Genomic DNA, 22,640 nt, shown 5'->3' on the forward strand with positions numbered 1-22,640 from the left:
AAAAATTAACAGATTTTAAGAAGAAGAATTTTGAAAGAATACCACGTAGAAATAATCGATAAAAATGAAAAGAATGTAACTCAGATTTTAGATTCTTTTTTTTGGGAAAAAGCAAATTGTTTAACTGATTTTACTTCGCCATGGAATAATGATCCAGTTCTGAAAATTGAATTTCGTGCGCTTTGGGATTTAGATTATCTGTATTTTAATTTTCAAGTTTTTGATTCAGAGGTTTATATTGATCGAAAAGACAATTCTACAGATAGTATTTGTAATTCAGATAGAGTAGAGCTGTTTTTTAGAAAAGATGAAAAACTAAGTCCCTATTATTGTTTGGAAATGGATGTAGATGCACGTATTTTGGATTTTGAAGCTTATCCGAACTGGAATTTTGATTACAATTGGAAATGGCCAGAAAAACAGTTGGAAATACAATCGGTAAAAGAACAAAATTCTTTTACTGTTGTGGGGAGAATTAGTATTGCTTCACTAGAAGAATTAGATTTGATCCATGATAATATTATGGAAGTTGGAGTTTACCGAGCTAAATTCTCTAAAGCTGAAGACGGAAATTATGAACCAACATGGATTTCTTGGATAAATCCAAATACAGCAGAACCGAATTTTCATATCGCTTCTTCTTTTGGGAAATTTGTTTTGATGAAGTAATTTGCCACAAAGGCACGAAGGCTCAAAGTTTTTTTAAGGAAAAAGAAATTTCAATTGCTTCCAGCTAAAGCTAGAGGCAATTAAGGTTATAATTTGAAAGTGAAAAAACTTTGCGTCTTAGTGCCTTTGCGAGATTTAAATTGGTAAAAGTTTAAAAAAACTTGGTGCCTTAGCGTCTTAGCGGCAAAACTCCTTAACTAACGTAAAAAGAAGCATTTTCTACATTTATAATATCAATAGGAAGCAAAATGGTTTCCGGAATGTCTTTTCTAAAGATAAAATGATCTGCCAAAGTGCTTACGCCTAAATAAGCCTGTCTTTTTTGATTTTGATGAATTAAGAAATGAACCAAGCCTTGGTTTAAAAAGCTAACATTTTTATCAATTAAATCGTAGCCAATCAAAGCAATCTTTTTGTCTGTAATTGATGATAAAATAGAGGCGATTTGGTATGCTTTGGAAGTTGTAATAAAAATTCCGCTTAAATCTGGATTTTCATCTAAAAAAGCAGTGAGCTTATTTTCTATGTTGGAATATTTCAGTTTTAATGTGGTTAAAGAGTAATCAGGAAGATTTTTTTCGTCAAAATAACTTCTAAAACCTCGTTCCTTTTCCTGCATGTGAACGGCATTTTTCAGACTTTCATCAATATGAATAATCGCAATTTGGCCTTTCTGAAGAATCAAATTCATTAGACTCGCGGCGACACGACCGCTTTTGTACAAATCTTGTCCCACAAAACTTTTGATAGAAGAAGATTCGACCTGGTTGTTAAAAGTATTAACCATAATTCCCAGTTCATCATATTGATTTATAATTTCGATGGTTTCTTTATGGAAAAGCGGAGTCAATAAAACGGCATCAGGCGATTGAGAAATAATCGCTTCGTTGGTCTTTAAAAAAGATTTGGTGCTTTCTGGATTAAAATAATGTATTTCTATAACAACATTGTAAGCTTTAAACTCTGTAATCGCATCTTGGATTCCGTTAACGCAAGGAAGCCAGTAAGGATCAAATACAGGATCTGGAAGCAAAACGCAAATGCGGTACACTTTTGTGCTTTTTAAATTTCGCGCAATTAAGTTGGGTTCATAATCAATAACATTCAAAACCTCATTGATCTTTTCGAGTGCAGCAGGAGAGACTTTTCCTCTGTTGTGCAGAACACGGTCTACAGTTCCTTTAGAAACTCCAGCCATTTGCGCAATATCCTTAATTGTGTACTTTTTATCCATATAGACAAATATAAAAACTTTGATTTAATAAACGCATTTTTTCTGTAAGAATTAATAAATGTGCTCGAGAACATAAAAATAGTGTGTTCGAGCACATTTTTATATTTTTTCTTGTTTTATAAAAATATAATCTCTAGTTTCGTGAAATCAAAACCAAAAAACTAAAATAAATCTATAACCAAACAGCACTTTAATTTATTGAAATAAAGTGTTTTAACACAAAGTGTTTAAGTGAAAAAAATTACGTCATTAGCTCCCGGCCGAACCTGTCTTTTTGGAGATCATCAAGATTATTTAGGGTTGCCTGTTATAGCCTGTGCGATAGATCGAAATATTAAATTGATTGCAACAGAAAATCAGACCGAGACATTTGTTCTGAATATGGTTGATATTAATGAAATTAGAGTTATTGATATACACGAGGCTTTCGAAAAATTAGAATCAAGAGATTATTTTGCTTCCTCATTGCGCGTATTGCGCAGACACGGCTGTAAGCCTACATCTGGTTATGATATTACAATTACCGGAGACATTCCGATTAATTCGGGAACATCGAGTTCGTCGGCTTTGCTGATGGCTTGGATTCGTTTTCTGATAGAAGCTTTTGGAATAGATCATGAAGTTACGCCCGAATTTCTTTCTAAATTAGGTTATGAATCTGAAGTTTTGGAACACGGAGAACCTGGCGGAATGATGGATCATTTTAGCATTGGCGTTGGAAATATCGTTTATATCAATACAAAAAAACCGTTTTCTTTTGATGTAATAGGAACAGAATTAAAAGGATTGATTACAGGAGTTTCAGGTGTTCCAAAGGAAACTATTGGTTTGCTTGGCGAATTAAAAGGCAATGCTTTAATGGCAATTGATCTTGTAAAACAGAATTATCCACAGTTTGATTTAAATGCTGCTGAAATAGAGGATTTGGATAAATACAGAAATTGCCTTCCAGATCGTATGATTCCGTTTTTTGAAGCAGCAATCAAGAATTACCATTATACCAAAGAAGCGTTAAAGGAATTCGAAAAACCAGTTTTAGATCTTAAAAAAATTGGAGCATTAATGAATGGACATCATGAAGTTTTGCGCGATTTACTAAAAATTACCGTCCCAAGAATTGATGCAATGGTTAACGCTGCATTAAAAGCAGGAGCATATGGAGCAAAAATTGTGGGCTCTGGCGGTGGCGGAAGTATTGTTGTAATTGCCGATCCTAAAAACGAAGATGCGGTTATAAAAGCGATTTTAGATGCTGGAGCCCAAGAAGCTTACGCGGTAAATGTTGATCCAGGAGTACGAATTATTGATAATATTGAAATTTAAAATAAAATGCACGACAGTTTAGTAATTCTAGCCGGCGGAGCTTCTTCTCGTATGAAAAAAGAAGCGGTTACAGATAGTTTATCTCCAGAAGAAATTGCGCAGGCCAACGAAAGAAGTAAAGGCTTAATAGGTGTTGGTTCAAGCGGAAGACCTCTTTTGGATTATCTTTTATGGAATGCGAAAAAAGCAGGCTATAAAAATATCTATATTATAATAGGAGAACAAGGAGAATTATTTAAAGAGTTTTATGGAAGTAAAATGAAGGATAACGATTTTCACGGACTCAATATTTCATTTGCTGTTCAGTATATTCCTGAAGGAAGAGTAAAGCCTTTTGGAACTGCAGATGCTCTGTTTCAAGCTGTAGAGCAATATCCAGAATTAAATTCGCAGTTTTATTCGGTTTGTAATAGCGATAATTTGTATTCGGCTGAAGCATTGCGTGCTTTGAGAGAAACTAAAAGTCCGAATGCTTTTATTAGTTATGATCGCGATGCAATGGATTTTCCGCTAGAGCGTATTTCCCGTTTTGCAATTGCAAAATTGGACCAGAATAATCAGTTGTTGGATATTTTAGAAAAGCCTACAGAAGAAGATTTGGAGCAATATAAAGATGCAGAAGGAAAAATACGTGTTAGTATGAATGCTTTTAAGTTTAACGGCAAGACCTTATATATACATCTTAAAAATTGTCCTGTTCATCCGGAGCGTGATGAAAAGGAGCTTCCGACGGTTCTTTTGAACTCCGTTAAGGAAAATCCGAATACAACGATCGGAATTCCGTTTTCTGAGCACGTTCCTGACCTGACTGCTAAAGAAGATATTGCCGAAGTAAAAACATATTTGGCAAAATATTATCCAGATTTAAATTGGAATAATAAAAATTAACAAAACTTTCATATCTAAATTAGAGAATAAGGAAATTTAATGTAGTACTTTTGTTTTGCAAAAAAAATGCAGATATTTGCATAAATTACGCAATCAATAATGTGAGAGTTGATTCTAATTTAGATTTTGAATTAAATAAATCTATAACTAAATCAACCAAAAATTATGACAAACATTCAAAGTACATTACAGCTGGAGAAAAAAAGTACCATTGTTCCGATGGTAATTTTAACTTTATTGTTTTTTATTCTAGGATTTGTAACCTGGCTTAACGGACCACTAATTCCGTTTTTTGAATTAGCTTGCGAACTAACTTCTTCGCAAGCCTATTTTGTGACTTTCGCATTTTATATTGCCTACTTTGTAATGGCAGTTCCTTCTTCTTACATTATTGAAAAAGTGGGATATAAAAACGGAATTTCTTTAGGATTATTGATTATCGCCGCGGGAGCATTTATGTTTTATCCAGCGGCTTCAAGTCGTACATTTCTCTTGTTTTTATTAGCTTTATTTATCATGGGAACTGGTTTGGCAGTTTTACAAACAGCTTCAAATCCGTATGTTGTTGTAATTGGCCCAAGAGAAAGTGCCGCTGCAAGAATCAGCGTTTTAGGAATTGCAAATAAATTGGCAGGTTTTGTTGCACCAATTGTGCTTACTATTTTGGTTTTGTCTAATATGCAGGATTTTACCGCAGACAAAATTGCCTTGATGGATCAAGCTGCAAAAACTAGCGCATTAAATTCTCTTGCTTTACAATTGCAAACACCGTATCTTTATATGGGGCTGATTATTACAGTTTTAGCTTTAATGGTGAAATTTTCTCCTCTTCCAGAAATTGATTTAGGCGAAGATGGAAATGTGTCAGAATTAAGTGTTTTTAAACAAATTAAAAATGCTTTTCAGCACCCACAGTTGGTTTTAGGAGTAATAACTCTAATGTTGTATTTATCTGCCGAAGTTTTGGCGGGAGATTCAATCGGAGCTTTCGGAAAACAGCTGGGAGTTTATGGTGAAGAAGGGAACTTTTATCTTAAATTAACCTCATTTACCATGTCAGCAATGGTGATCGGCTATATTCTTGGTATAGTTTTGATTCCTAAATATGTTTCGCAAGTCACTGCTTTAAAAGTGTCTGGATTACTTGGTTTGGTGTTAGTTACGGCAATTGTTTTGATTTCTCCAAAGATAATGATTGCATTGCCTGGAACTCCAAATATACCATTGGTGATACTTTTAGTAGCGCTTTTGGGACTAGCAAATGCATTGTGCTGGCCAGCAATATGGCCAATGGCTCTGCAGGATTTAGGAGGTTATACAAAGATTGGAAGTGCTATTTTGATTATGGGAATTATCGGTGGAGCAGTTTTTCCACTTTTTTATGGAATGATCACCGAAAGTATCAATTCTGCAAATGTTGCAAAAAATATGCAAAATGTTTCAAAAAGTGGAAATCAATTGGCGTACTTAATGTTGTTGCCTTCTTATGCAATGATTTTGTTTTATGCTGTGAAAGGGCATAAATATAGGAAATGGAATAGTTGAACAAAAAATAAAAATTAATATATCATGTTAAAAAGTAAAATCGACAAAGCAACAGGTTTCGAAAAACGATTCGAAAACATTAACACAGTTGTTTTTGAAAACTCAACGGATGCTTCAAAAGAAGTAGCGCAGGAAATTGCGTCTTTAATCAAAGAAAAACAAAAAGAAGGAAAACCTTGTATTTTAGGATTAGCTACCGGTTCTTCTCCAAAAGGTTTGTATGCTGAATTAGTGCGTCTTCATAAAGAAGAAGGCTTGAGTTTCAAAAACGTAATCAGTTTTAACTTGGATGAGTATTATCCAATGGAACCAAATTCAATCAACAGTTATGTTCGTTTCATGAAAGAACTTTTGTTTGATCATGTCGATATTTTACCTGAAAACGCTCACGTTCCAGACGGACTTTTAACTAAAGAACAAATTGCAGATTACTGCCACGAATATGAAGCTAAAATTGAAGCTTTAGGCGGAATCGATCTTCAGATTCTTGGAATTGGAGGAAACGGGCACATCGGATTTAATGAGTCTGGTTCACTTCAAAACTCTAAAACTCGTTTGGTGGCTTTAGATCATATTACAAGAGTTGCAGCAAGTAAAGATTTCTTTGGTTTAAATAATACGCCAAGAACTGCGATTACGCTTGGTGTTAAAAAAATCATGGAAGCAAAAAGAGTGATTTTGTTAGCTTGGGGTGAAGGAAAAGCAAACATTGTAAAAAAATCTGTTGAAGATGAAGTTACAAACCGAGTTCCTGCTTCGTTCTTGCAAGAGCACAACAACGCAGTTTTTGTTTTAGACAAAGAAGCTTCTTCAAAATTAACGAGAATCAACAAGCCTTGGTTGGTTGAGAAAATTGTTTGGACAGACAAATTAACTCGTAAAGCAGTTTTAGGATTGGCACTAGATCTTAAAAAACCAATTTTAATGCTTACTGATGCAGATTATATAGAAAACGGTATGAGCGATTTGTTGGCAGATTCAGGTCCAGCTTATGACACTAATATTAAGATATTTAATAAATTACAAAATACAATTACGGGTTGGCCAGGTGGAAAACCAAATGCAGACGATACAAATCGTCCTGAAAGAGCAGAGCCGGCAAAAAAACGTGTATTGATTTTTAGTCCGCATCCTGATGATGATATTATCAGTATGGGAGGAACTTTTATGCGTCTTCAAGAGCAAGGACACGAAGTGCATGTAGCGTACCAAACGTCTGGAAACATTGCGGTGGCAGATGATGAAGCTTTACGTTTCGCAAGATTCGTAATTGATTACAATGAAAAATTCGGAATCAAAAGCGAAGAGGCAGATAATATCTACAAAAAAGCAGAAGCATTCTTGCAGAACAAAAAGAATAGTGAAATTGATATTCCAGAAGTTCGCTATATTAAAGGTTTAATCAGAAAAGGAGAGGCGAGAGCTACAAGTCATTTTGTTGGTCTTCCGGATTCTCAAATTCACTTTATGGAATTGCCTTTCTATGAAACAGGAACAATCGAGAAAAAACCAATTGGACCAGAGGATATTCAGTTGACAGTAGATTTAATTGAAAAAATTAAACCGCACCAAATTTATGCAGCAGGAGATTTAGCAGATCCACACGGAACACATAAAGTTTGTTTAGATGCTATTTTTGAGGCAGTTAAAGTTTTAAAACCTAAAGAATTCATGAACGACTGCTGGTTATGGTTATACCGTGGAGCTTGGCAAGAGTGGGGAATTGATGAAGTTGAAATGGCAGTTCCAATGAGTCCTGATCAGGTTTTGGCAAAACGTCACGGAATTTTCAAACACCAATCTCAAAAAGACGGTGTTGTTTTTCAAGGAACAGACGCAAGAGAGTTCTGGCAGAGAGCAGAAGACAGAAACCGTGAAACAGCAGAATTGTACCACCAATTAGGTCTTGCGACTTATGCTGCAATGGAGGCTTTTGTGAGATGGCACTATTAAGATTTTAAGTTGCTAAGGTTTTGAGATTCTAAGTTTTTTTTAGTCTTTTAGAAAATTAGTAATAAAGCTTAAATAATATTTTTGAAGCAGGAAGAGGGAACGAAAATAGGTTCTTTTTTCTTGCTTCTTTTTTTGTTTAGATTCTAAGTTGCTGAGTTGCTGAGAAGCTAAGTTATAATCTGTGAGAATCCTTTTAATCTGTGGCAAAAGAAAAAATAAATGGTAGTTTTGTATAAAATGAAATAAGCAGAAAATCTATAAAATCTTTCTTCTTGCTTCTTTCTTCTTAAAAACTATGGATCAAGACAAAAAACAACTCATAAAATTAGCCCACACCAAAATGCCTTTCGGAAAATACGAGGGAAAATATTTGATAGATTTACCTGAATATTACGTAGTTTGGTATCATAACAAAGGATTTCCAAAAGGAGAATTAGGACAACAATTACAATTAATTTATGAGTTGAAATTGAACGGATTGGAAGAATTGATTCGAAATATCAAAAAACAATATCCAAAACCTTAATTCAGAAAAAGAAGGTTAATTTAATTGTTAATAACTTAGATTCTATAGTTATAGTTTGTGTTAGTCGTTTTCTATTTTTGTCTGAACTAACAAAACAATTTTTTATGGAAAACAATTTACCTTCTTCAAATGCTGGTCAGTCGCTAGGTATTATCGCTTTAATTTTTGGTATTATAGGTGTATTGGCAGCATTTATCCCTTGCTTTGGTTTTATAGCTGTAATATTTGGCGTCCTTGCGATTGTGTTTGGAGCTATTGCTTTAAATCAAGCAAAAAAAGAAAATGCATCGACTTCTTTGCCGAAAGCGGGTCTTTATTTAGGAATCGCAGCAACAGTTTTTGTTATTATCTGGGTTGCTATTTTTGTAGGCTCAGTAGGTTCTATGGCTTTAGAACACAAAGATGAAATTAAGAGAGCTTTAGATTCTGTCAAAATAGAAAAAATAGAAACAGATGATTCTTTAAATGTAAAAGTACAGGTAGATTCTACTACAATAGAAACTACTGTAAAATAATTTCTTGAATAAATGTTTCTTTCCCAAGAAATTGATTCTTATAAAAAGATAAACGTAATTCTGGCTTTCCTAATTATGTTTGTCTTTTTTTATTGCTTTTTTCTTCCCTATTTAAATTTTGGTTTGCAATCATCCTGTGAAGGATTGCCTTTGGCATACTGTAAAAGCCGCGGACTTACAAGAGCTTTTTCTCAAATCCTTCGATTTCATTTTCAGGAGGCGATTATTTACAATCCATTTTCTATAAAAATTTTTTGTTTCTTTTTCTTTCAGCTTATTGCTAGATTTTTGATTAATTGGATCATTTCTTTTTCCATATTCAAAAAAGTATTAATTTTTGATGTATCTATAAGCGCACTTTCTTTCCTTTTTTGTTTTTATAATTTAATACTCCCTTATTAGAAATTAATTACATTGTGTTTTTTAGTTTTAGTTATGAATTTTTAGCTAATAATGATAAAAAGCATTCATTTTGATAATATAATTGATAGGGAAGTATATAAAATAAAATGTGCTTAAAATTTTAAAAATTATCTCATTCTGGAATTGATAAATTGTCTAATTAAATTTGTACTTTTGCCAAGTTTTTTACACAACTACTTACAAACAAACAACAGAATGAATCAAACAAAATATATTTTTGTTACAGGAGGTGTGACCTCTTCATTAGGAAAAGGGATTATCGCGGCATCTTTGGCAAAATTGTTACAAGGAAGAGGATACCGCACTACAATTCAGAAATTTGATCCATATATTAACGTAGATCCGGGGACACTAAACCCGTACGAGCACGGAGAATGTTATGTGACAGATGATGGAGCTGAAACGGACTTAGACTTAGGGCACTACGAGCGTTTCTTGAACGTTCCTACTTCTCAGGCTAATAATGTTACTACAGGAAGAGTTTATCTTTCGGTTATTGAAAAAGAAAGAAGAGGAGAATTTTTAGGAAAAACAGTTCAGGTTGTTCCTCATATCACAAACGAGATCAAAGACAGAATGCAATTGCTAGGTAAATCTGGCGATTATGATATTGTAATTACTGAAATTGGTGGAACGGTTGGTGATATCGAATCTCTACCTTATATAGAATCTGTTCGTCAATTAGTTTGGGAGTTAGGTGAAAATAACGGAATTGTTATTCACTTGACATTAGTTCCTTACTTGGCTGCTGCAGGTGAGTTGAAAACAAAACCAACACAGCACTCTGTTAAAACTTTAATGGAGAGCGGTATTAAAGCAGATATTTTGGTTTGTAGAACAGAGCACGAATTGTCTCAGGAATTACGCCAGAAATTAGCTTTATTCTGTAATGTGAAGAAAGAAGCGGTTATTCAGTCAATTGATGCTTCTACTATATATGAAGTTCCAAACTTAATGCTTGAAGAAGGATTAGACGTTGTAGCTTTAAAGAAATTAGATTTACCTAAAAAAGCATCTCCAGATCTTAAAAACTGGAATACTTTCTTAAAAAGATTAAAAAGCCCAAAACAAACAGTAAACATTGGTTTGGTTGGGAAATATGTAGAAATGCAGGATTGCTACAAATCTATTTTAGAGGCGTTCATTCATGCAGGAGCTGCAAACGAAACAAAAGTAAACGTAATTTCTATTCACTCAGAGCATATCAATGCTGATAACGTAGAAGAGAAATTAGGCTCTCTAGACGGAGTTTTAGTTGCTCCAGGTTTTGGAGAAAGAGGTATTGAAGGAAAAATTGAAGCAGTTCGTTTTGTACGTGAAAACAACATTCCTTTCTTCGGAATCTGTTTAGGAATGCAGATGTCTGTTATCGAATATTCTAGAAATATTTTAGGATATGCAGAAGCAAACTCTACAGAGATGAACGATAAAACGTCTCATCCGGTTGTGAGTTTAATGGAAGAACAGAAAAATGTAACCGATAAAGGAGGAACAATGCGTTTAGGTGCTTGGAAATGCGATATTAAACCAGACACTTTAGCGTATAGAATTTACGGAGAAAAAACTATTTCGGAGCGTCACCGCCACCGTTATGAGTACAACAATAAATATGCTGATGAATTGCAAAAAGCTGGTTTAAAAGCTTCGGGAGTTAACCCTGATACAGGTTTAGTAGAAATCGTAGAGCTTGAAAACCACCCATTTTTCATTGGTGTACAATACCACCCAGAATACAAGAGTACAGTTGCAAATCCGCACCCAATCTTTGTAAACTTTGTGGCAGCTGCAGTAAATGCGCATAAAAAACAGTAATTAATATTTTGAGAAACTTGTAACTTTTGAGACAAACTCATTACTAATAAGCTTCAATGAATAACTTTTTTAAATTATAATGGAAGAAAAAAAATTAGACCTCAATTCAATCATTGGTTTTGTATTGATCTTTGGAATTTTGATTTGGATTATGTATCAAAATCAGCCTTCTGAAAAAGAAATCGCTGCTGAAAAAGCCAAGAAAGAATTAGTTGCTAAACAAGAAGCACAAGCAAAAGCAGATAAAGCAAAAACGGCATCATTACCAGCTGCAGCTGTAACTCCTGGAGATACAGTTCAATTGGCGCAATTGCAAAAAACTTTAGGAGGATTTGCTTATTCTGCAACACTTCCTTCTGCAAAAGAAGCTTTTACTACAATCGAAAACGAAAAATTAAGATTGAAGATTGCTAATAAAGGTGGATATATTGTTGAAGCTACTTTAAAAGAATTCGAAAGATTAAAAAAAGGTTCTGGTGAGTTAGTTGAGTTAATTAAAAATAATAACTCAAACTTAAATTTACAGCTTCTTACTACAGATAATAGAACATTAAATTCTAAAGATTTATATTTTGAGCCAACATTAGAAAAAATTGGTGCAGACCAAGTTCTTTCTATGCGTTTGAAAGCTGGAGCTAATGAATTTTTAGAATATAAATACATTCTTAAACCAAACGATTATTTAGTTGGTTTTGATATTCGTTCTCAAGGTTTAAACAGAGTTTTAAATTCTGCTAAACTAGTTGATTTGCAATGGGATTTAAAAACATACAGAAACGAAAAAAGCGTTGCGTATGAAAACCGTTATGCACAAATTGATTACAAATACGAAGAATCAAAATACAACAACGTAAGTTCGCACGGACAAGGTAAAGAAGAAACCCCTACAAAAGTTAGTTATGTAGCGTTCAAACAGCATTTCTTTACTACAATTTTATCTACAGATAAACCTTTTGAAACTTCAAAATTACAATCTGACGATTTAGTTAAAGATGATAAAATTGATACTGTTTTCACAAAACAGTTTAGAGCTAATTTGCCTTTAGCGTTTTCAAATGGAGAGATCGATTACAAAATGAATTTGTACATGGGTCCTGCAGATTACAAAACTTTAAAAGCATACGATAAAAACTTCGAAAAGATTATTCCATTAGGATGGGGAATCTTTGGATGGATCAACAAATGGATTTTCATTCCGTTATTCGGATTCTTAAGTTCAACAATCGGTTTATCATTAGGTATTGCGATTATTATCTTTACAATTATCATCAAATTGGCCATGTCGCCAATTACTTATAAGTCATTCTTGTCTCAGGCTAAAATGAAAGTTTTAAGACCTGATATTGCAGAGTTGGGAGAAAAATTCAAAAAAGACCCAATGAAGAAACAACAGGAAACAATGAAACTGTACAACAAAGCGGGTGTAAACCCAATGGCAGGATGTATTCCTGCATTGATTCAGTTGCCTTTCATGTATGCATCGTTCCAGTTTTTCCCTGCAGCATTTGAATTAAGACAAAAAAGCTTCCTTTGGGCAGACGATTTATCTTCTTTTGACTCGGTGGTAAAATTACCATTCAATATTCCAATGTACGGAGATCACATCAGTTTGTTCCCAATCTTGGCGGCAATTGCGATTTTCTTCTACATGAAAATGACTTCAGGAGACCAACAAATGGCAGCTCCTCAGCAAGAAGGTATGCCAGATATGGCAAAAATGATGAAAATCATGATTTATGTTTCGCCATTAATGATGTTGATTTTCTTCAATAATTACGGATCAGGATTGAGTTTGTATAACTTTATTTCAAACTTAATTACAATCGGAATTATGTTTGTTATCAAGAATTATATTGTAGACAGTGATAAAATTCACGCTCAAATTCAAGAAAACAAACAAAGAGAGCCTAAAAAGCCAAGTAAGTTCCAACAGCGTCTTCAAGATGTAATGGAACAGCAAGAAGCAGCAAAAGCTCAAGCACAGAATAAAAAGAAGAAATAATTCTAAATAAAAAAAATCTCGATTTATCGGGATTTTTTTATACCATTATACTTTATAATTAAGATTTTCGTTAAGCTTAAAAAATAGAATTTATTATGATCTCAAAAAAAATCATATCTGGGATATTATTCCTAATAACATTAATTTCGAATGCGCAGTCAGAAAGTAATAAACTAGATGCAGCTGGAAAAAAAGATGGACTTTGGAAAGGAACTTACGCCGAATCTAAACGCCCACGTTACGAAGGAACTTTTGATCACGGAAAAGAAACAGGTATTTTTAAATTTTTTGATGATACAAAAAAAGGAGACGTTATCGCTACAAGAGATTTTAGTGCAAATGATGGAAGTTCGTACACTATTTTTTTTGATCAAAATAAAAATAAGGTAAGCGAAGGAAAAGAAGTGGGAAAAGTACGTGATGGAGAATGGAAATATTATCACAAAGCTTCTAAAGTTTTAATGACAGTTGAGAATTATAAAAATGGAAAATTAGAAGGCTTAAAAACTATTTATTATCCAAATGCTCAAATTGCTGAAGAGATGATGTACAAAAATGGTTTAAAAGAAGGAGCATATAAGAAAATGGGAGTAGACGGAACACTCTTGGAAGAATCTAATTTTAAAGATAACGAATATAATGGAGATGCCGTTTTTTATGATTCAGACAAATCGGTTGCTTCTAAAGGTAAATTTGTGAATGGTAAAAAAGCTGGAATGTGGCAGTTTTATCAGAAAGGAAAATTAGTGAAAGAAGTGAATATGAGCGATCCTAAAAACACGAATAAAGCTTCTGAAAAAGTAGGAACTTCAAAGAAATAATTTTGATTTCAATTTTATAAATTTAATTAATAGACGAATCAATGGACTTAAATGAATTTTTGAGTCCATTTTTTTTGCAATTGTTTTCTTGTAAAAATTGTTTTTATATAAGTAAAATATAGTAAGTTTATAACTTAAATTTTAACGTTTATGAAAGTGAAAACTTTACTATTTCTCTTGTTGTTTACAGGTGTTTATGCACAAAATCAAGCTGATGCAGATAAATTAGTTGAAGAAGGAATTGTTCTTCATGATAAGGGCGATTATGAAGGTGCTATCAAAATTTATGATAACGCATTAAGTCTTGATAAAGATAATTTGTTTGCATTAATTGAGAAATCATTAACCTTAAACTCAATAAAGAAGTTTGATGAAGTTATTACTATTTCAAAACATGCTATTGCAACGCATCCCAATAGCGGACTAGAAAATATTTATGTAAATTATGGAAATGCACTAGATCATTTAAATAAAACGGAAGAAGCATTAAAAATCTACGAAGAAGGAATACGAAAGTTTCCAGATTATTATCAATTGTATTTTAATAAAGGAATTTGTTATGCAAATCTCAATAATAGTTCTGAAGCTATTTCATGTTTTCAAAGGTCTCTGGCTATAAATCCAAAACATCCTGGTTCATTAAACGCTATTGGTATATTAGAATCAAATTCTAATAGGATTCCCGCTGTTCTGGCTTTTTCAAGATTTTTAATTGTAGAGCCGCAAACCAATAGATCGAAGAAGAATTTTGAAAACCTAAAAGGTCTCTTGATGAAAGGGGTAACACAAACCGGCGAAAAAGCAATAACCATTAATATCGATTCATCAACGCTTCCAGATTCTACAGGAGTAAAAAAAGAAAATGATTTTTCTAGCACAGATTTAATACTTTCTATAACCGCTAGTTTAGATTTTGATAAAAAGAATATCAAAAAAACTGAAGTAGAGAATTTTATTCGAAAAATTGAAGTGATTTGTGCTTCATTAGATGAAGGGAAAAAAGAAAATCAAGGTTTTTATTGGAATTTTTTGGCGCCTTATTTTATAGAAATGAAAAATAAAAAGCTAATAGAGCCTTTTGCTTATATTGCATATGTCGATGCTGAAACAGATGATGTTGTAAAATGGCATAAAAAAAATCAGAATAAACTGGATGATTTTTATGAATGGTCTAAAAATTATAAATGGGGTTTTAAGTGATAAAAAGATCTAATCTTAATTTGCTAATATTTTTATAAAATGGATTTAAAAGAGCTTCTAGGAAGATTTTTGTTGTTGTTTTTTTCGATTTTGATCTTGTATTTTTTCTCCAACAGAAAAGATAATGCTACTATAAATCCACTAATGGTTATTGTAGGACTTTGCACTTTTTCGCTTTGTTATCTTTTTACAAAAATCGAAATTGGCGTTGGAATTGGTTTTGGTCTTTTTGCCATTTTTTCAATACTCCGTTTTAGGACACAATCCTTTACAGTAAATGCAATCATCTTTCTGTTTGCAACAATCACATTGTCTATTTTAGACATTATGTATCCGTTTGAAAAGATTGAATTGTTGCTCTTTTTTCAAATTATTATCATCGGATTTTACATCGCGGCTTCAATTATTGTCAATAAGAAAGCGTCAAAATATCTAAATTCCGTTGATATGAAAAATTTCTCTTGACGATAATTTTTCTTTAAACACAGAGATAATTAGAAAATCAATTCAAGAGAAAATTAAGATTGAAGATTTTGATTTTAGAATTGTACTAATCAATACTGCAAACAACGAAATAGATTTATTAGTATTCTATTAATCGTTGAAAGGGCGAACTTGTTTGATGTATAAATCTCTTTTTTCGCCGACAATTTTAAACTCAATATCTACAGGATGAAATTGGTTTTTACGCCAATATCGATACATTTTGGTTTCAATTTTTTTGCTGACATCATACAGATTACTCATTTCTTTTCTGGTCAATAAAGGCTCATTATTGTTTAAATTGGAATTGGAAGTATAATCGATATCAAAATCGGTTTCGTCTTTTCCGTCATTAAAATGATAAGCGACAAATTGTTCGCAGATTTCTCCTTTTTCGGGTTTAACAACCGAATTTTCTCCTTTTTGAACATTAACTGTAATTCCAGGAAAGTTTTGTCTAAAAATGTTTTTTGTGATGATAACACCATTTGCCAATTCGTCAGGAAAAGAGCGATGTACTAAAACGCCCATTGCAATATTTTGCTGATCAATTCCAAAAAGTTCTCTTTCGTTATACGAAGCTTCATTCCATACGCTTGCCCAAACTTGTTTTATGGCTTTTTCGAAAGTTTTGATAGAATCACCTATAATTCCAGTTTTTGAATCGTACAATCCAGCGCCATTAAAATCATCCAAATCTTCTGCGTTTGTAGAAGAGCGAAATCTGAAATTTTTGAATTTTGCATCTTTAAAAGCGGTGTTCAATTTTGAAATTAATTGAGGATCAATAGGTTCTTTTTTAATAGCGTCTCTAATTTTTTTAAGCTGTTTATTGATCCAAATTGTAGAATCTTTTTTGGGAAAAGTTAAAAGTTCAGCAATTAATGGAGAAATAGCAGGATTCTGAATATGCTTTGTATAATAGTAAAACGGAATAGCATGCGCATTTTCAGGTACTTTAAATGGAATTTCTTTTGAAATAGCAATTAAATACGCCATGTTTTGTGCTTTTGAACCAATATAATTAACCCCCTTTTTAGGAATTTCAGCCAAGTTTACTAATTCGGTAATGCTATTATCAATAATGAGTTTTTTCTTTTTTCCAGAGGTTTTTACTGGAATCTTTTTGGTTGTTTCTTTGATGAAAAAAGTATCGACTTCTATCTTTAATTCTACTTTTTTAGAAAGCAGTTTTTTGATATTGTTATCTTTTTCAATATTGGTATAAGCCATAATCGGAATCTTTCTGTTTTTTCCTAGAAGAACCAAATGGCTTAAAGGCGTCTGGAGTTCATTTACAATGATTCCTCGCACATTTGGAAGAACATCAGGTGTTCCATCCAAAATAATGATTTCGTCAGAATTAGGCTTTGTGGATTCCAATTCCTTGATTTTGTATTTTTTTAGAATTCCAATATTAGTTCCTCGAACAACTTCTTGATATTTGATTTCGCCAAAAATATAATCTGATTTAACACACGGAATTTTGAATTTCTGTTCTTGATACCATTGCATCATATCGGGATTGTTCAAATAGAATTTTAGTTTTTCGCCAATAAATGTGGAATTTTTAACCATACCAAAAAAACGTTCAATTAATGGAACTGGCATATGATCGGATGCAGCAAGTTCGAAAATCCACTTATCTGTTCCTTTTATGTGGTTTAAATTTCCGAGAAGAAAGTCTCTGTTTTTTTCTGTATCGCTGTAATTTTCATTGTTGAATACTTCAAGATCTTGGCTGTAGCCTAAATAATTAACAACGAAATCATAGTGAAGCAAAATAAGGTTACTGTTGAAATAATACATTTTCTGTTTTCGCATATCATAAATTACCTTCACTGATTCAATATTCGAAAATTTATCAGACAAAGGTTTTCCTCTAAATGCCTTGTAAGCTTCATAATTTGGCAGGGACGCGCTAAATCACTGTGCACTTAGAGAGGTTAAGATGAAAAGGAAAAATAAGCTGTAAATGAATTTTTTCATATAATACAAATAGATGATTAAATGTAATTAAAAAAAGAACTCATTGGGTGAAATTGTTTTTGTCAATTTTACATTATCGAATTAAATTTAAATCTTTGCAAATCTGCTTTAATCTGTATAAATCTGCGTGAAAGTTATCGATTGAAAAAAGTATTTCACGCAGATTTTAAAAGATTTTAGCAGATCAAATTTGATTTTTATTCTATTAATTATTCGATTTCGTTCAACGAGCAAAAACAGAATAAGTTTTATCTACTGCGGGATTGCTTAAACTAATGAAAACCATGGTGAAATTTTCTATTATTTGGTGTACCTTTGCAACCTTAAAAAATTAAACATTTCAAAATGAAACGAGTAGTTGTTGGACTTTCAGGTGGGGTAGATTCTAGTGTTGCAGCATATTTATTGCAGCAGCAGGGATACGAAGTTATAGGCCTTTTCATGAAGAACTGGCACGATGATTCGGTTACTATTTCTAACGAATGTCCGTGGCTTGAGGACAGCAACGATGCTTTGCTTGTTGCTGAAAAACTTGGAATCCCGTTTCAAACTGTTGATTTAAGCGAAGAATACAAAGAAAAAATCGTTGACTACATGTTCAACGAATACGAAAAAGGTAGAACTCCAAATCCTGATGTGCTTTGTAATCGCGAAATCAAATTTGATGTGTTTATGAAAATCGCTTTAAGTCTTGGAGCAGATTACGTAGCAACAGGACACTATTGCCAAAAAAGCGAAATTGAAGTAGACGGAAAAACCGTTTATCAATTAATTGCTGGAAATGACGTTAACAAAGATCAATCTTATTTCTTATGCCAATTGTCTCAAGAACAATTGTCTAAAGCTTTGTTTCCTATTGGAGCTTTAACAAAACCAGAAGTGCGTGAAATCGCTGCCGAAATGGAATTGGTTACAGCTGAAAAGAAAGATTCTCAAGGTTTATGTTTTATTGGGAAAGTTCGTCTTCCAGAATTTTTACAGCAAAAACTACAGCCAAAAGATGGCAAAATTGTTCAGATTGATAAAAATGATCCGATTTATACTGTTGAGAAATCGACTGAACTTTCTTTGGAAGAAAGGTTAAAATTAGAATCTCAAAAATTAGAATATCTTCCAACAATGGGTAAAGTGGTTGGAAAACACCAAGGCGCACATTATTTTACAGTTGGACAAAGAAAAGGTCTGAATGTAGGAGGTACTACTGATCCTCTATTTGTAATTGCTACAGATGTTGAAACCAATACCATTTATACTGGTATGTCGAGCCATCATCCAGGTTTGTTTAAAAAAGCGCTTTTTGTTGGAGAATCTGAAGTACACTGGATTAGAGAAGACATGACGCTGAAAGCTGGCGATAAAATGGAAGTAATGGCTAGAATTCGTTACCGTCAGCCTTTGCAAAAAGCTGTTTTATATCAATTTGAAGACGGAATGTATGTGGAGTTTGAAGAACCGCAGTCTGCTATTACAGAAGGACAATTTGTTGCTTGGTATTTAGAAAATGAATTAGTTGGTTCGGGAGTAATTTCTTAGCTTTATACTTTATTTGGGAGTAAATCCCTTTAAGGTATAAATTGATGAGATGTAGCTTTACTTTTCTTTTATTACTTCTTTCGTTTACAGTATTTTCACAAGAAGATGCATGGGTTTATTTTAATGAAAAGCCTAATGCGCAATCTTTTTATGACAATCCATTAAGCGAGCTTTCACAAAGAGCCTTAGATCGAAGAACGAACCAGAATATTGCTTTAGATATTACTGATGCTCCTTTGGAAACTTCGTATGTAAATCAAATTACATCAAGCGCAGGGATTACGGTAAAAGCGCAATCAAAATGGCTGAATGCACTTCATATTCAGGGAACTCAATCGAATATTAACGCCTTAAAATCACTGTCTTTTGTTTCTAGGGTAGAGTTTGCAGATAGAACTTTAAATACTACAGGGAAAAGAGTTTCTGAAGCTTCGGTAAACCAAGTTCACGAACAGTTAAAAACTACAATTGATTATTCTTACGGAAATTCTGCGAATCAAATTCAGATGTTGAACGGGCAAGTTCTGCATCAGCAGAATTTTACTGGAGAAGGAAAAATTATAGCCGTTATGGACGGCGGTTTTCCTGGCGTTAATACTGCGCAACCATTTGAAAATCTTAGAAATAATAATAAAATTCTAGGCGGTTATGATTATACTACCAGAAATAGCAATTTCTATACGGGCGATTCTCATGGAACTTCGGTGCTTTCAACAATGGGAGGTTTTAAAGCAAATTCTTTAGTTGGAACTGCTCCAAATGCCTCATATTATCTTTTTATTACAGAAATTCAAGCTCAAGAGATTCCGTTAGAAGAGTCGCTGTGGGTAGAAGCCGCAGAACAGGCAGATGCTTTAGGAGTCGATATAATTACTACTTCATTAGGATATTTTCTGGATAGAGACGAAATTAGATACAATCACACCTACAGCGAGATGAATGGAACTACGACTTTTATTTCTCGTGGTGCCGAAATTGCTTTTAGCAAAGGAATTTTGGTTTTGGCATCTGCTGGAAATGAAGGAACTCAAGTAGAAAAACATATTGGTTCGCCTGCAGATGCGGTTTCAGTATTGACAGTTGGTTCTGTTAATGCCTCTAAAGTAAGAGCTAGTTCCAGTTCTATCGGACCAACTTATGATGGAAGAATAAAACCAGATGTTATGGCACAAGGAGCATCGGCGGTAGTTTCTGATGCAAATGGCAATATTGGCACAGCAAGCGGAACGTCATTTTCATGTCCGATAATGGCAGGAATGGCGGCTTCTTTATGGCAGGCTTTTCCAACTAAAACCAATAAAGAAATCAGGCAAATGATTGTAAAATCTGCTGATAGATATGCCAATCCAGATAATAATTATGGATATGGAATACCAAATTTTGGAGCAACTTTGAGTGTTGATGATTTTATTGCCGAAACTGCTTTTTCGGTTTATCCAAACCCAACTCAAACATCGATTACTTTTTCTTTTTTAAACGAAGACAATACAGCATCAGTAACTATTTATTCTGTCTTAGGACAGAAACTAATTGAAGAAAAAATTAGTAATTTAAATCCCGTTCTGTCTTTGCAATCTTTACAAAGCGGACTTTATTTTTATAGTTTTGACGCCAATAAACTGCATAAGACAGGAAAGATAATCAAGCAATAATTTTCTTAATGAATAAAATCACCCAACTTTTCAATATAAAATATCCAATCATTCAAGGCGGAATGATCTGGAACAGTGGTTATAAATTGGCTTCGGCAGTAAGTAATGCTGGAGGTTTAGGGCTTATTGGTGCAGGTTCGATGTATCCAGAAGTTTTAAGAGAACACATCCAAAAATGTAAAAAAGCAACTGACAAACCTTTTGGGGTCAATATTCCGATGTTATATCCTAATATCGAAGAAATCATGAATATTGTGGTTGAAGAAGGCGTTAAAATTGTTTTTACTTCCGCAGGAAATCCTAAAACTTGGACTTCTTTTTTGAAAGAAAGAGGTATTACAGTTGTTCATGTGGTTAGCAGTAGCGTTTTTGCTTTGAAAGCGCAAGATGCTGGAGTAGATGCAGTTGTTGCTGAGGGTTTTGAAGCTGGCGGTCATAACGGACGTGAAGAAACCACGACATTGACTTTGATTCCGATGGTAAAAGAAAAAATCCAGATTCCGTTGATCGCAGCTGGAGGAATTGCTACAGGAAGAGGAATGCTTGCTGCAATGGTTCTTGGAGCAGATGGTGTTCAAGTTGGAAGCCGTTTTGCGGCATCTATAGAATCTTCTTCGCACAATAATTTTAAACAAACTATAGTTAGTACTTTAGAAGGGGGTACACAGTTGACATTGAAAGAATTAGCTCCTGTTCGATTGATTAAAAATAAATTTTATCAAGATGTTCAGGAATTGTACCAAAAATGCCCTTCTAAGGAAGAATTAATACAGCTTTTAGGAAGAGCAAGAGCAAAAAAAGGAATGTTTGAAGGAGATTTGGACGAGGGAGAATTGGAAATTGGACAAGTTGCAGGTCTGATTCATGAAATTTTGCCGGTTGAAGAAATTATTCGACAAATGATTGCCGAATTTGAAGTCGCATCCAAAGAAAAGAGTACTTTTGAGTTTTAATTACCTGCAAGAAATATTTTATGAATTCCCTACGCCCTTACATATTGTTACTGTTTTTAGCTTTTGGATTGCAACAGGTTCAGAGTCAGTCTTATCATTTTAAAACATCAGGATTTAGTGTTCTAGAGAAAAATGAACGAGGTAAGTGGGGAGAATGGTCTAATCTTGATCTGGTAAATCTTTCGGTGGTTTTAGATACCAATAAACACAGGATTGTAGTATATTCTCAGGAAATTCAGTTATACAATATCTTAGATTATATCGAAAGAGAAGAAAATGATACCGATATTGTTTATTCTTTTATGTGTAAAGATAATGACGGAAAAGAATGCAAACTGTCAATTATCACCCGAAAAAAGCAAGATTACAGAAAACAATTATACATTAATTATGACAATCGTATTATTGTCTATAATATTATTACAGTTTAAAAATAAGCTTCTAAGATGCTAAGGTTCTGAGGGACTAAGTTTTTTTAGATTATAAGTATTTCAGATTTAATTAAAAATAATAAACCCGACAGGTTTTAAAATCTGTCGGGTTTGCTATATAAACTTAGTATCTCGAAAACTTAGAAACTTAGCGTCTTAGACTACAAAGAATCAACATCCTTGATAAACTCATCATATTCTAAATAAAACATTTCTAGAGCATGCATATTTTCGTTGAAAAAATCAAAAATAGTATCCCAAGTATTTTTATTGCTGAAACCAACGCCAAGTTTTTCAACCCAGATTCTGCTGATGGTTTTACCGCTTTCTAAAGTATGGTTTTTCTCAAAGACTAAATCTTTAATAAATTCTTCTTCTAGAATATTTTTTAAAGCTTCCAGTTTTTCAAAATAAGCAATACGTTTTTCATCGCTTCGCTGTTCAATGTCAATTAAAACCTGAGCCTTTTTGTTGTCAACATAAAACTTAAAAGAAAAGTCTTTGATCTTTGTATCATAAAGTACCCATTTACGAGGATATTTTTCGGCAAAAGCTACCCAAAATTCTCTTTTTATTCTTTGCGATTCTTCTTTGCTGTACATTTTTTTAGGCTTTAATAATAGAAAACTTGTGGTACTGCGTTTTCTGGAGTATATTTATGTTTTATTTGAAAGTACAAAAATAAGCT

20 protein-coding genes are annotated in these 22,640 nt (G+C 33.1%); 17 read left to right on the plus strand and 3 right to left on the minus strand.

The genetic code is table 11. The features are described from left to right. The first annotated feature begins 30 nt into the window (after window positions 1-30). Window positions 31-669 carry a sugar-binding protein gene (locus JC605_RS15235; RefSeq protein WP_198857014.1) on the plus strand — a complete coding sequence of 213 codons (639 nt, stop codon included), beginning with the start codon at window positions 31-33 and terminating at the stop codon, window positions 667-669. Between the two features lie 193 nt (window positions 670-862). Here JC605_RS15235 and JC605_RS15240 read toward each other — a convergent pair whose 3' ends face one another. Next, window positions 863-1,903 carry a LacI family DNA-binding transcriptional regulator gene (locus JC605_RS15240; protein WP_198857015.1) on the minus strand — a complete coding sequence of 347 codons (1,041 nt, stop codon included), beginning with the start codon at window positions 1,901-1,903 and terminating at the stop codon, window positions 863-865. Window positions 1,904-2,134: 231 nt separating this feature from the next. Here JC605_RS15240 and JC605_RS23910 point away from each other — a divergent pair, with 231 nt between their 5' ends. The 12 genes from JC605_RS23910 (at window position 2,135) to JC605_RS15300 (ending at window position 15,376) form a co-directional block, all read left to right on the plus strand. Beyond that, window positions 2,135-3,226 carry a galactokinase family protein gene (locus JC605_RS23910; protein ID WP_198857016.1) on the plus strand — a complete coding sequence of 364 codons (1,092 nt, stop codon included), beginning with the start codon at window positions 2,135-2,137 and terminating at the stop codon, window positions 3,224-3,226. 6 nt (window positions 3,227-3,232) lie between these two features. Beyond that, window positions 3,233-4,114: a sugar phosphate nucleotidyltransferase gene (locus tag JC605_RS15250; RefSeq protein ID WP_198857017.1), complete on the plus strand. Its 882-nt coding sequence runs from the start codon at window positions 3,233-3,235 to the stop codon at window positions 4,112-4,114. 165 nt (window positions 4,115-4,279) lie between these two features. Beyond that, entirely contained in the window at window positions 4,280-5,659 is a 1,380-nt protein-coding gene (locus JC605_RS15255) for a sugar MFS transporter (protein ID WP_198857018.1), read from the plus strand. A 24-nt stretch (window positions 5,660-5,683) separates the two neighbouring features. Beyond that, window positions 5,684-7,612: a glucosamine-6-phosphate deaminase gene (gene nagB / locus JC605_RS15260; RefSeq protein ID WP_177210273.1), complete on the plus strand. Its 1,929-nt coding sequence runs from the start codon at window positions 5,684-5,686 to the stop codon at window positions 7,610-7,612. Between the two features lie 295 nt (window positions 7,613-7,907). Further along, window positions 7,908-8,138, plus strand: coding sequence for a DUF3820 family protein (locus JC605_RS15265; RefSeq protein WP_008462478.1), 231 nt, complete (start codon window positions 7,908-7,910; stop codon window positions 8,136-8,138). 104 nt (window positions 8,139-8,242) lie between these two features. After that, complete coding sequence (locus JC605_RS15270; protein WP_198857019.1) at window positions 8,243-8,653, plus strand: DUF4190 domain-containing protein; 411 nt, start codon at window positions 8,243-8,245, stop codon at window positions 8,651-8,653. Window positions 8,654-8,728: 75 nt separating this feature from the next. After that, complete coding sequence (locus JC605_RS23915) at window positions 8,729-9,055, plus strand: DUF2752 domain-containing protein (RefSeq protein ID WP_370569058.1); 327 nt, start codon at window positions 8,729-8,731, stop codon at window positions 9,053-9,055. A gap of 216 nt (window positions 9,056-9,271) precedes the next feature. Further along, window positions 9,272-10,888, plus strand: a complete 1,617-nt coding sequence (locus tag JC605_RS15280) for a CTP synthase (RefSeq protein ID WP_198857021.1) — start codon at window positions 9,272-9,274, stop codon at window positions 10,886-10,888. A 79-nt stretch (window positions 10,889-10,967) separates the two neighbouring features. Beyond that, window positions 10,968-12,890, plus strand: a complete 1,923-nt coding sequence (gene yidC, locus JC605_RS15285; RefSeq protein ID WP_198857022.1) for a membrane protein insertase YidC — start codon at window positions 10,968-10,970, stop codon at window positions 12,888-12,890. Between the two features lie 95 nt (window positions 12,891-12,985). After that, complete coding sequence (locus JC605_RS15290) at window positions 12,986-13,711, plus strand: toxin-antitoxin system YwqK family antitoxin (RefSeq protein ID WP_198857023.1); 726 nt, start codon at window positions 12,986-12,988, stop codon at window positions 13,709-13,711. 150 nt (window positions 13,712-13,861) lie between these two features. Further along, window positions 13,862-14,911, plus strand: a complete 1,050-nt coding sequence (locus JC605_RS15295) for a tetratricopeptide repeat protein (protein ID WP_198857024.1) — start codon at window positions 13,862-13,864, stop codon at window positions 14,909-14,911. 39 nt (window positions 14,912-14,950) lie between these two features. Further along, entirely contained in the window at window positions 14,951-15,376 is a 426-nt protein-coding gene (locus JC605_RS15300) for a DUF4956 domain-containing protein (RefSeq protein ID WP_233074126.1), read from the plus strand. Between the two features lie 129 nt (window positions 15,377-15,505). Here the strand turns inward: JC605_RS15300 and JC605_RS23920 are convergent, their stop codons facing one another. Further along, a complete protein-coding gene (locus tag JC605_RS23920) occupies window positions 15,506-17,236 on the minus strand; it encodes a PEP/pyruvate-binding domain-containing protein (RefSeq protein WP_370569056.1) in 1,731 nt (576 codons plus the stop codon). Between the two features lie 492 nt (window positions 17,237-17,728). On the opposite strand from JC605_RS23920, the gene mnmA reads away from it, so the two are divergent. Genes mnmA through JC605_RS15325 form a run of 4 tightly spaced genes read left to right on the plus strand, consistent with a single transcriptional unit; the run spans window position 17,729 to window position 21,952 of the window. Further along, window positions 17,729-18,916, plus strand: a complete 1,188-nt coding sequence (mnmA, locus tag JC605_RS15310) for a tRNA 2-thiouridine(34) synthase MnmA (RefSeq protein WP_198857025.1) — start codon at window positions 17,729-17,731, stop codon at window positions 18,914-18,916. A 44-nt stretch (window positions 18,917-18,960) separates the two neighbouring features. After that, window positions 18,961-20,568 (plus strand): S8 family serine peptidase, encoded by a 1,608-nt coding sequence (locus tag JC605_RS15315; protein WP_198857026.1) that lies wholly within the window; start codon window positions 18,961-18,963, stop codon window positions 20,566-20,568. 8 nt (window positions 20,569-20,576) lie between these two features. Next, complete coding sequence (locus JC605_RS15320; RefSeq protein ID WP_198857027.1) at window positions 20,577-21,521, plus strand: nitronate monooxygenase family protein; 945 nt, start codon at window positions 20,577-20,579, stop codon at window positions 21,519-21,521. Between the two features lie 20 nt (window positions 21,522-21,541). Further along, complete coding sequence (locus JC605_RS15325; protein ID WP_198857028.1) at window positions 21,542-21,952, plus strand: hypothetical protein; 411 nt, start codon at window positions 21,542-21,544, stop codon at window positions 21,950-21,952. 161 nt (window positions 21,953-22,113) lie between these two features. Here JC605_RS15325 and JC605_RS15330 read toward each other — a convergent pair whose 3' ends face one another. After that, a complete protein-coding gene (locus JC605_RS15330; protein WP_198857029.1) occupies window positions 22,114-22,554 on the minus strand; it encodes a DUF4268 domain-containing protein in 441 nt (146 codons plus the stop codon). Between the last annotated feature and the right edge of the window lie 86 nt (window positions 22,555-22,640).

It is taken from the genome of Flavobacterium sp. IB48, from assembly GCF_016405855.1.
Classification (GTDB): domain Bacteria; phylum Bacteroidota; class Bacteroidia; order Flavobacteriales; family Flavobacteriaceae; genus Flavobacterium; species Flavobacterium ginsengisoli.

Bases quoted from the DNA above. Each gene is read 5' to 3' on its own strand.
- JC605_RS15240 (WP_198857015.1), bottom strand. From the start codon at position 1,903: ATGGATAAAAAGTACACAATTAAGGATATTGCGCAAATGGCTGGAGTT.
- JC605_RS15250 (WP_198857017.1), top strand. From the start codon at position 3,233: ATGCACGACAGTTTAGTAATTCTAGCCGGCGGAGCTTCTTCTCGTATG.
- JC605_RS15255 (WP_198857018.1), top strand. From the start codon at position 4,280: ATGACAAACATTCAAAGTACATTACAGCTGGAGAAAAAAAGTACCATT.
- nagB (WP_177210273.1), top strand. From the start codon at position 5,684: ATGTTAAAAAGTAAAATCGACAAAGCAACAGGTTTCGAAAAACGATTC.
- JC605_RS15265 (WP_008462478.1), top strand. From the start codon at position 7,908: ATGGATCAAGACAAAAAACAACTCATAAAATTAGCCCACACCAAAATG.
- JC605_RS15270 (WP_198857019.1), top strand. From the start codon at position 8,243: ATGGAAAACAATTTACCTTCTTCAAATGCTGGTCAGTCGCTAGGTATT.
- JC605_RS23915 (WP_370569058.1), top strand. From the start codon at position 8,729: ATGTTTGTCTTTTTTTATTGCTTTTTTCTTCCCTATTTAAATTTTGGT.
- JC605_RS15280 (WP_198857021.1), top strand. From the start codon at position 9,272: ATGAATCAAACAAAATATATTTTTGTTACAGGAGGTGTGACCTCTTCA.
- yidC (WP_198857022.1), top strand. From the start codon at position 10,968: ATGGAAGAAAAAAAATTAGACCTCAATTCAATCATTGGTTTTGTATTG.
- JC605_RS15290 (WP_198857023.1), top strand. From the start codon at position 12,986: ATGATCTCAAAAAAAATCATATCTGGGATATTATTCCTAATAACATTA.
- JC605_RS15295 (WP_198857024.1), top strand. From the start codon at position 13,862: ATGAAAGTGAAAACTTTACTATTTCTCTTGTTGTTTACAGGTGTTTAT.
- JC605_RS15300 (WP_233074126.1), top strand. From the start codon at position 14,951: ATGGATTTAAAAGAGCTTCTAGGAAGATTTTTGTTGTTGTTTTTTTCG.
- mnmA (WP_198857025.1), top strand. From the start codon at position 17,729: ATGAAACGAGTAGTTGTTGGACTTTCAGGTGGGGTAGATTCTAGTGTT.
- JC605_RS15315 (WP_198857026.1), top strand. From the start codon at position 18,961: ATGAGATGTAGCTTTACTTTTCTTTTATTACTTCTTTCGTTTACAGTA.
- JC605_RS15320 (WP_198857027.1), top strand. From the start codon at position 20,577: ATGAATAAAATCACCCAACTTTTCAATATAAAATATCCAATCATTCAA.
- JC605_RS15325 (WP_198857028.1), top strand. From the start codon at position 21,542: ATGAATTCCCTACGCCCTTACATATTGTTACTGTTTTTAGCTTTTGGA.
- JC605_RS15330 (WP_198857029.1), bottom strand. From the start codon at position 22,554: ATGTACAGCAAAGAAGAATCGCAAAGAATAAAAAGAGAATTTTGGGTA.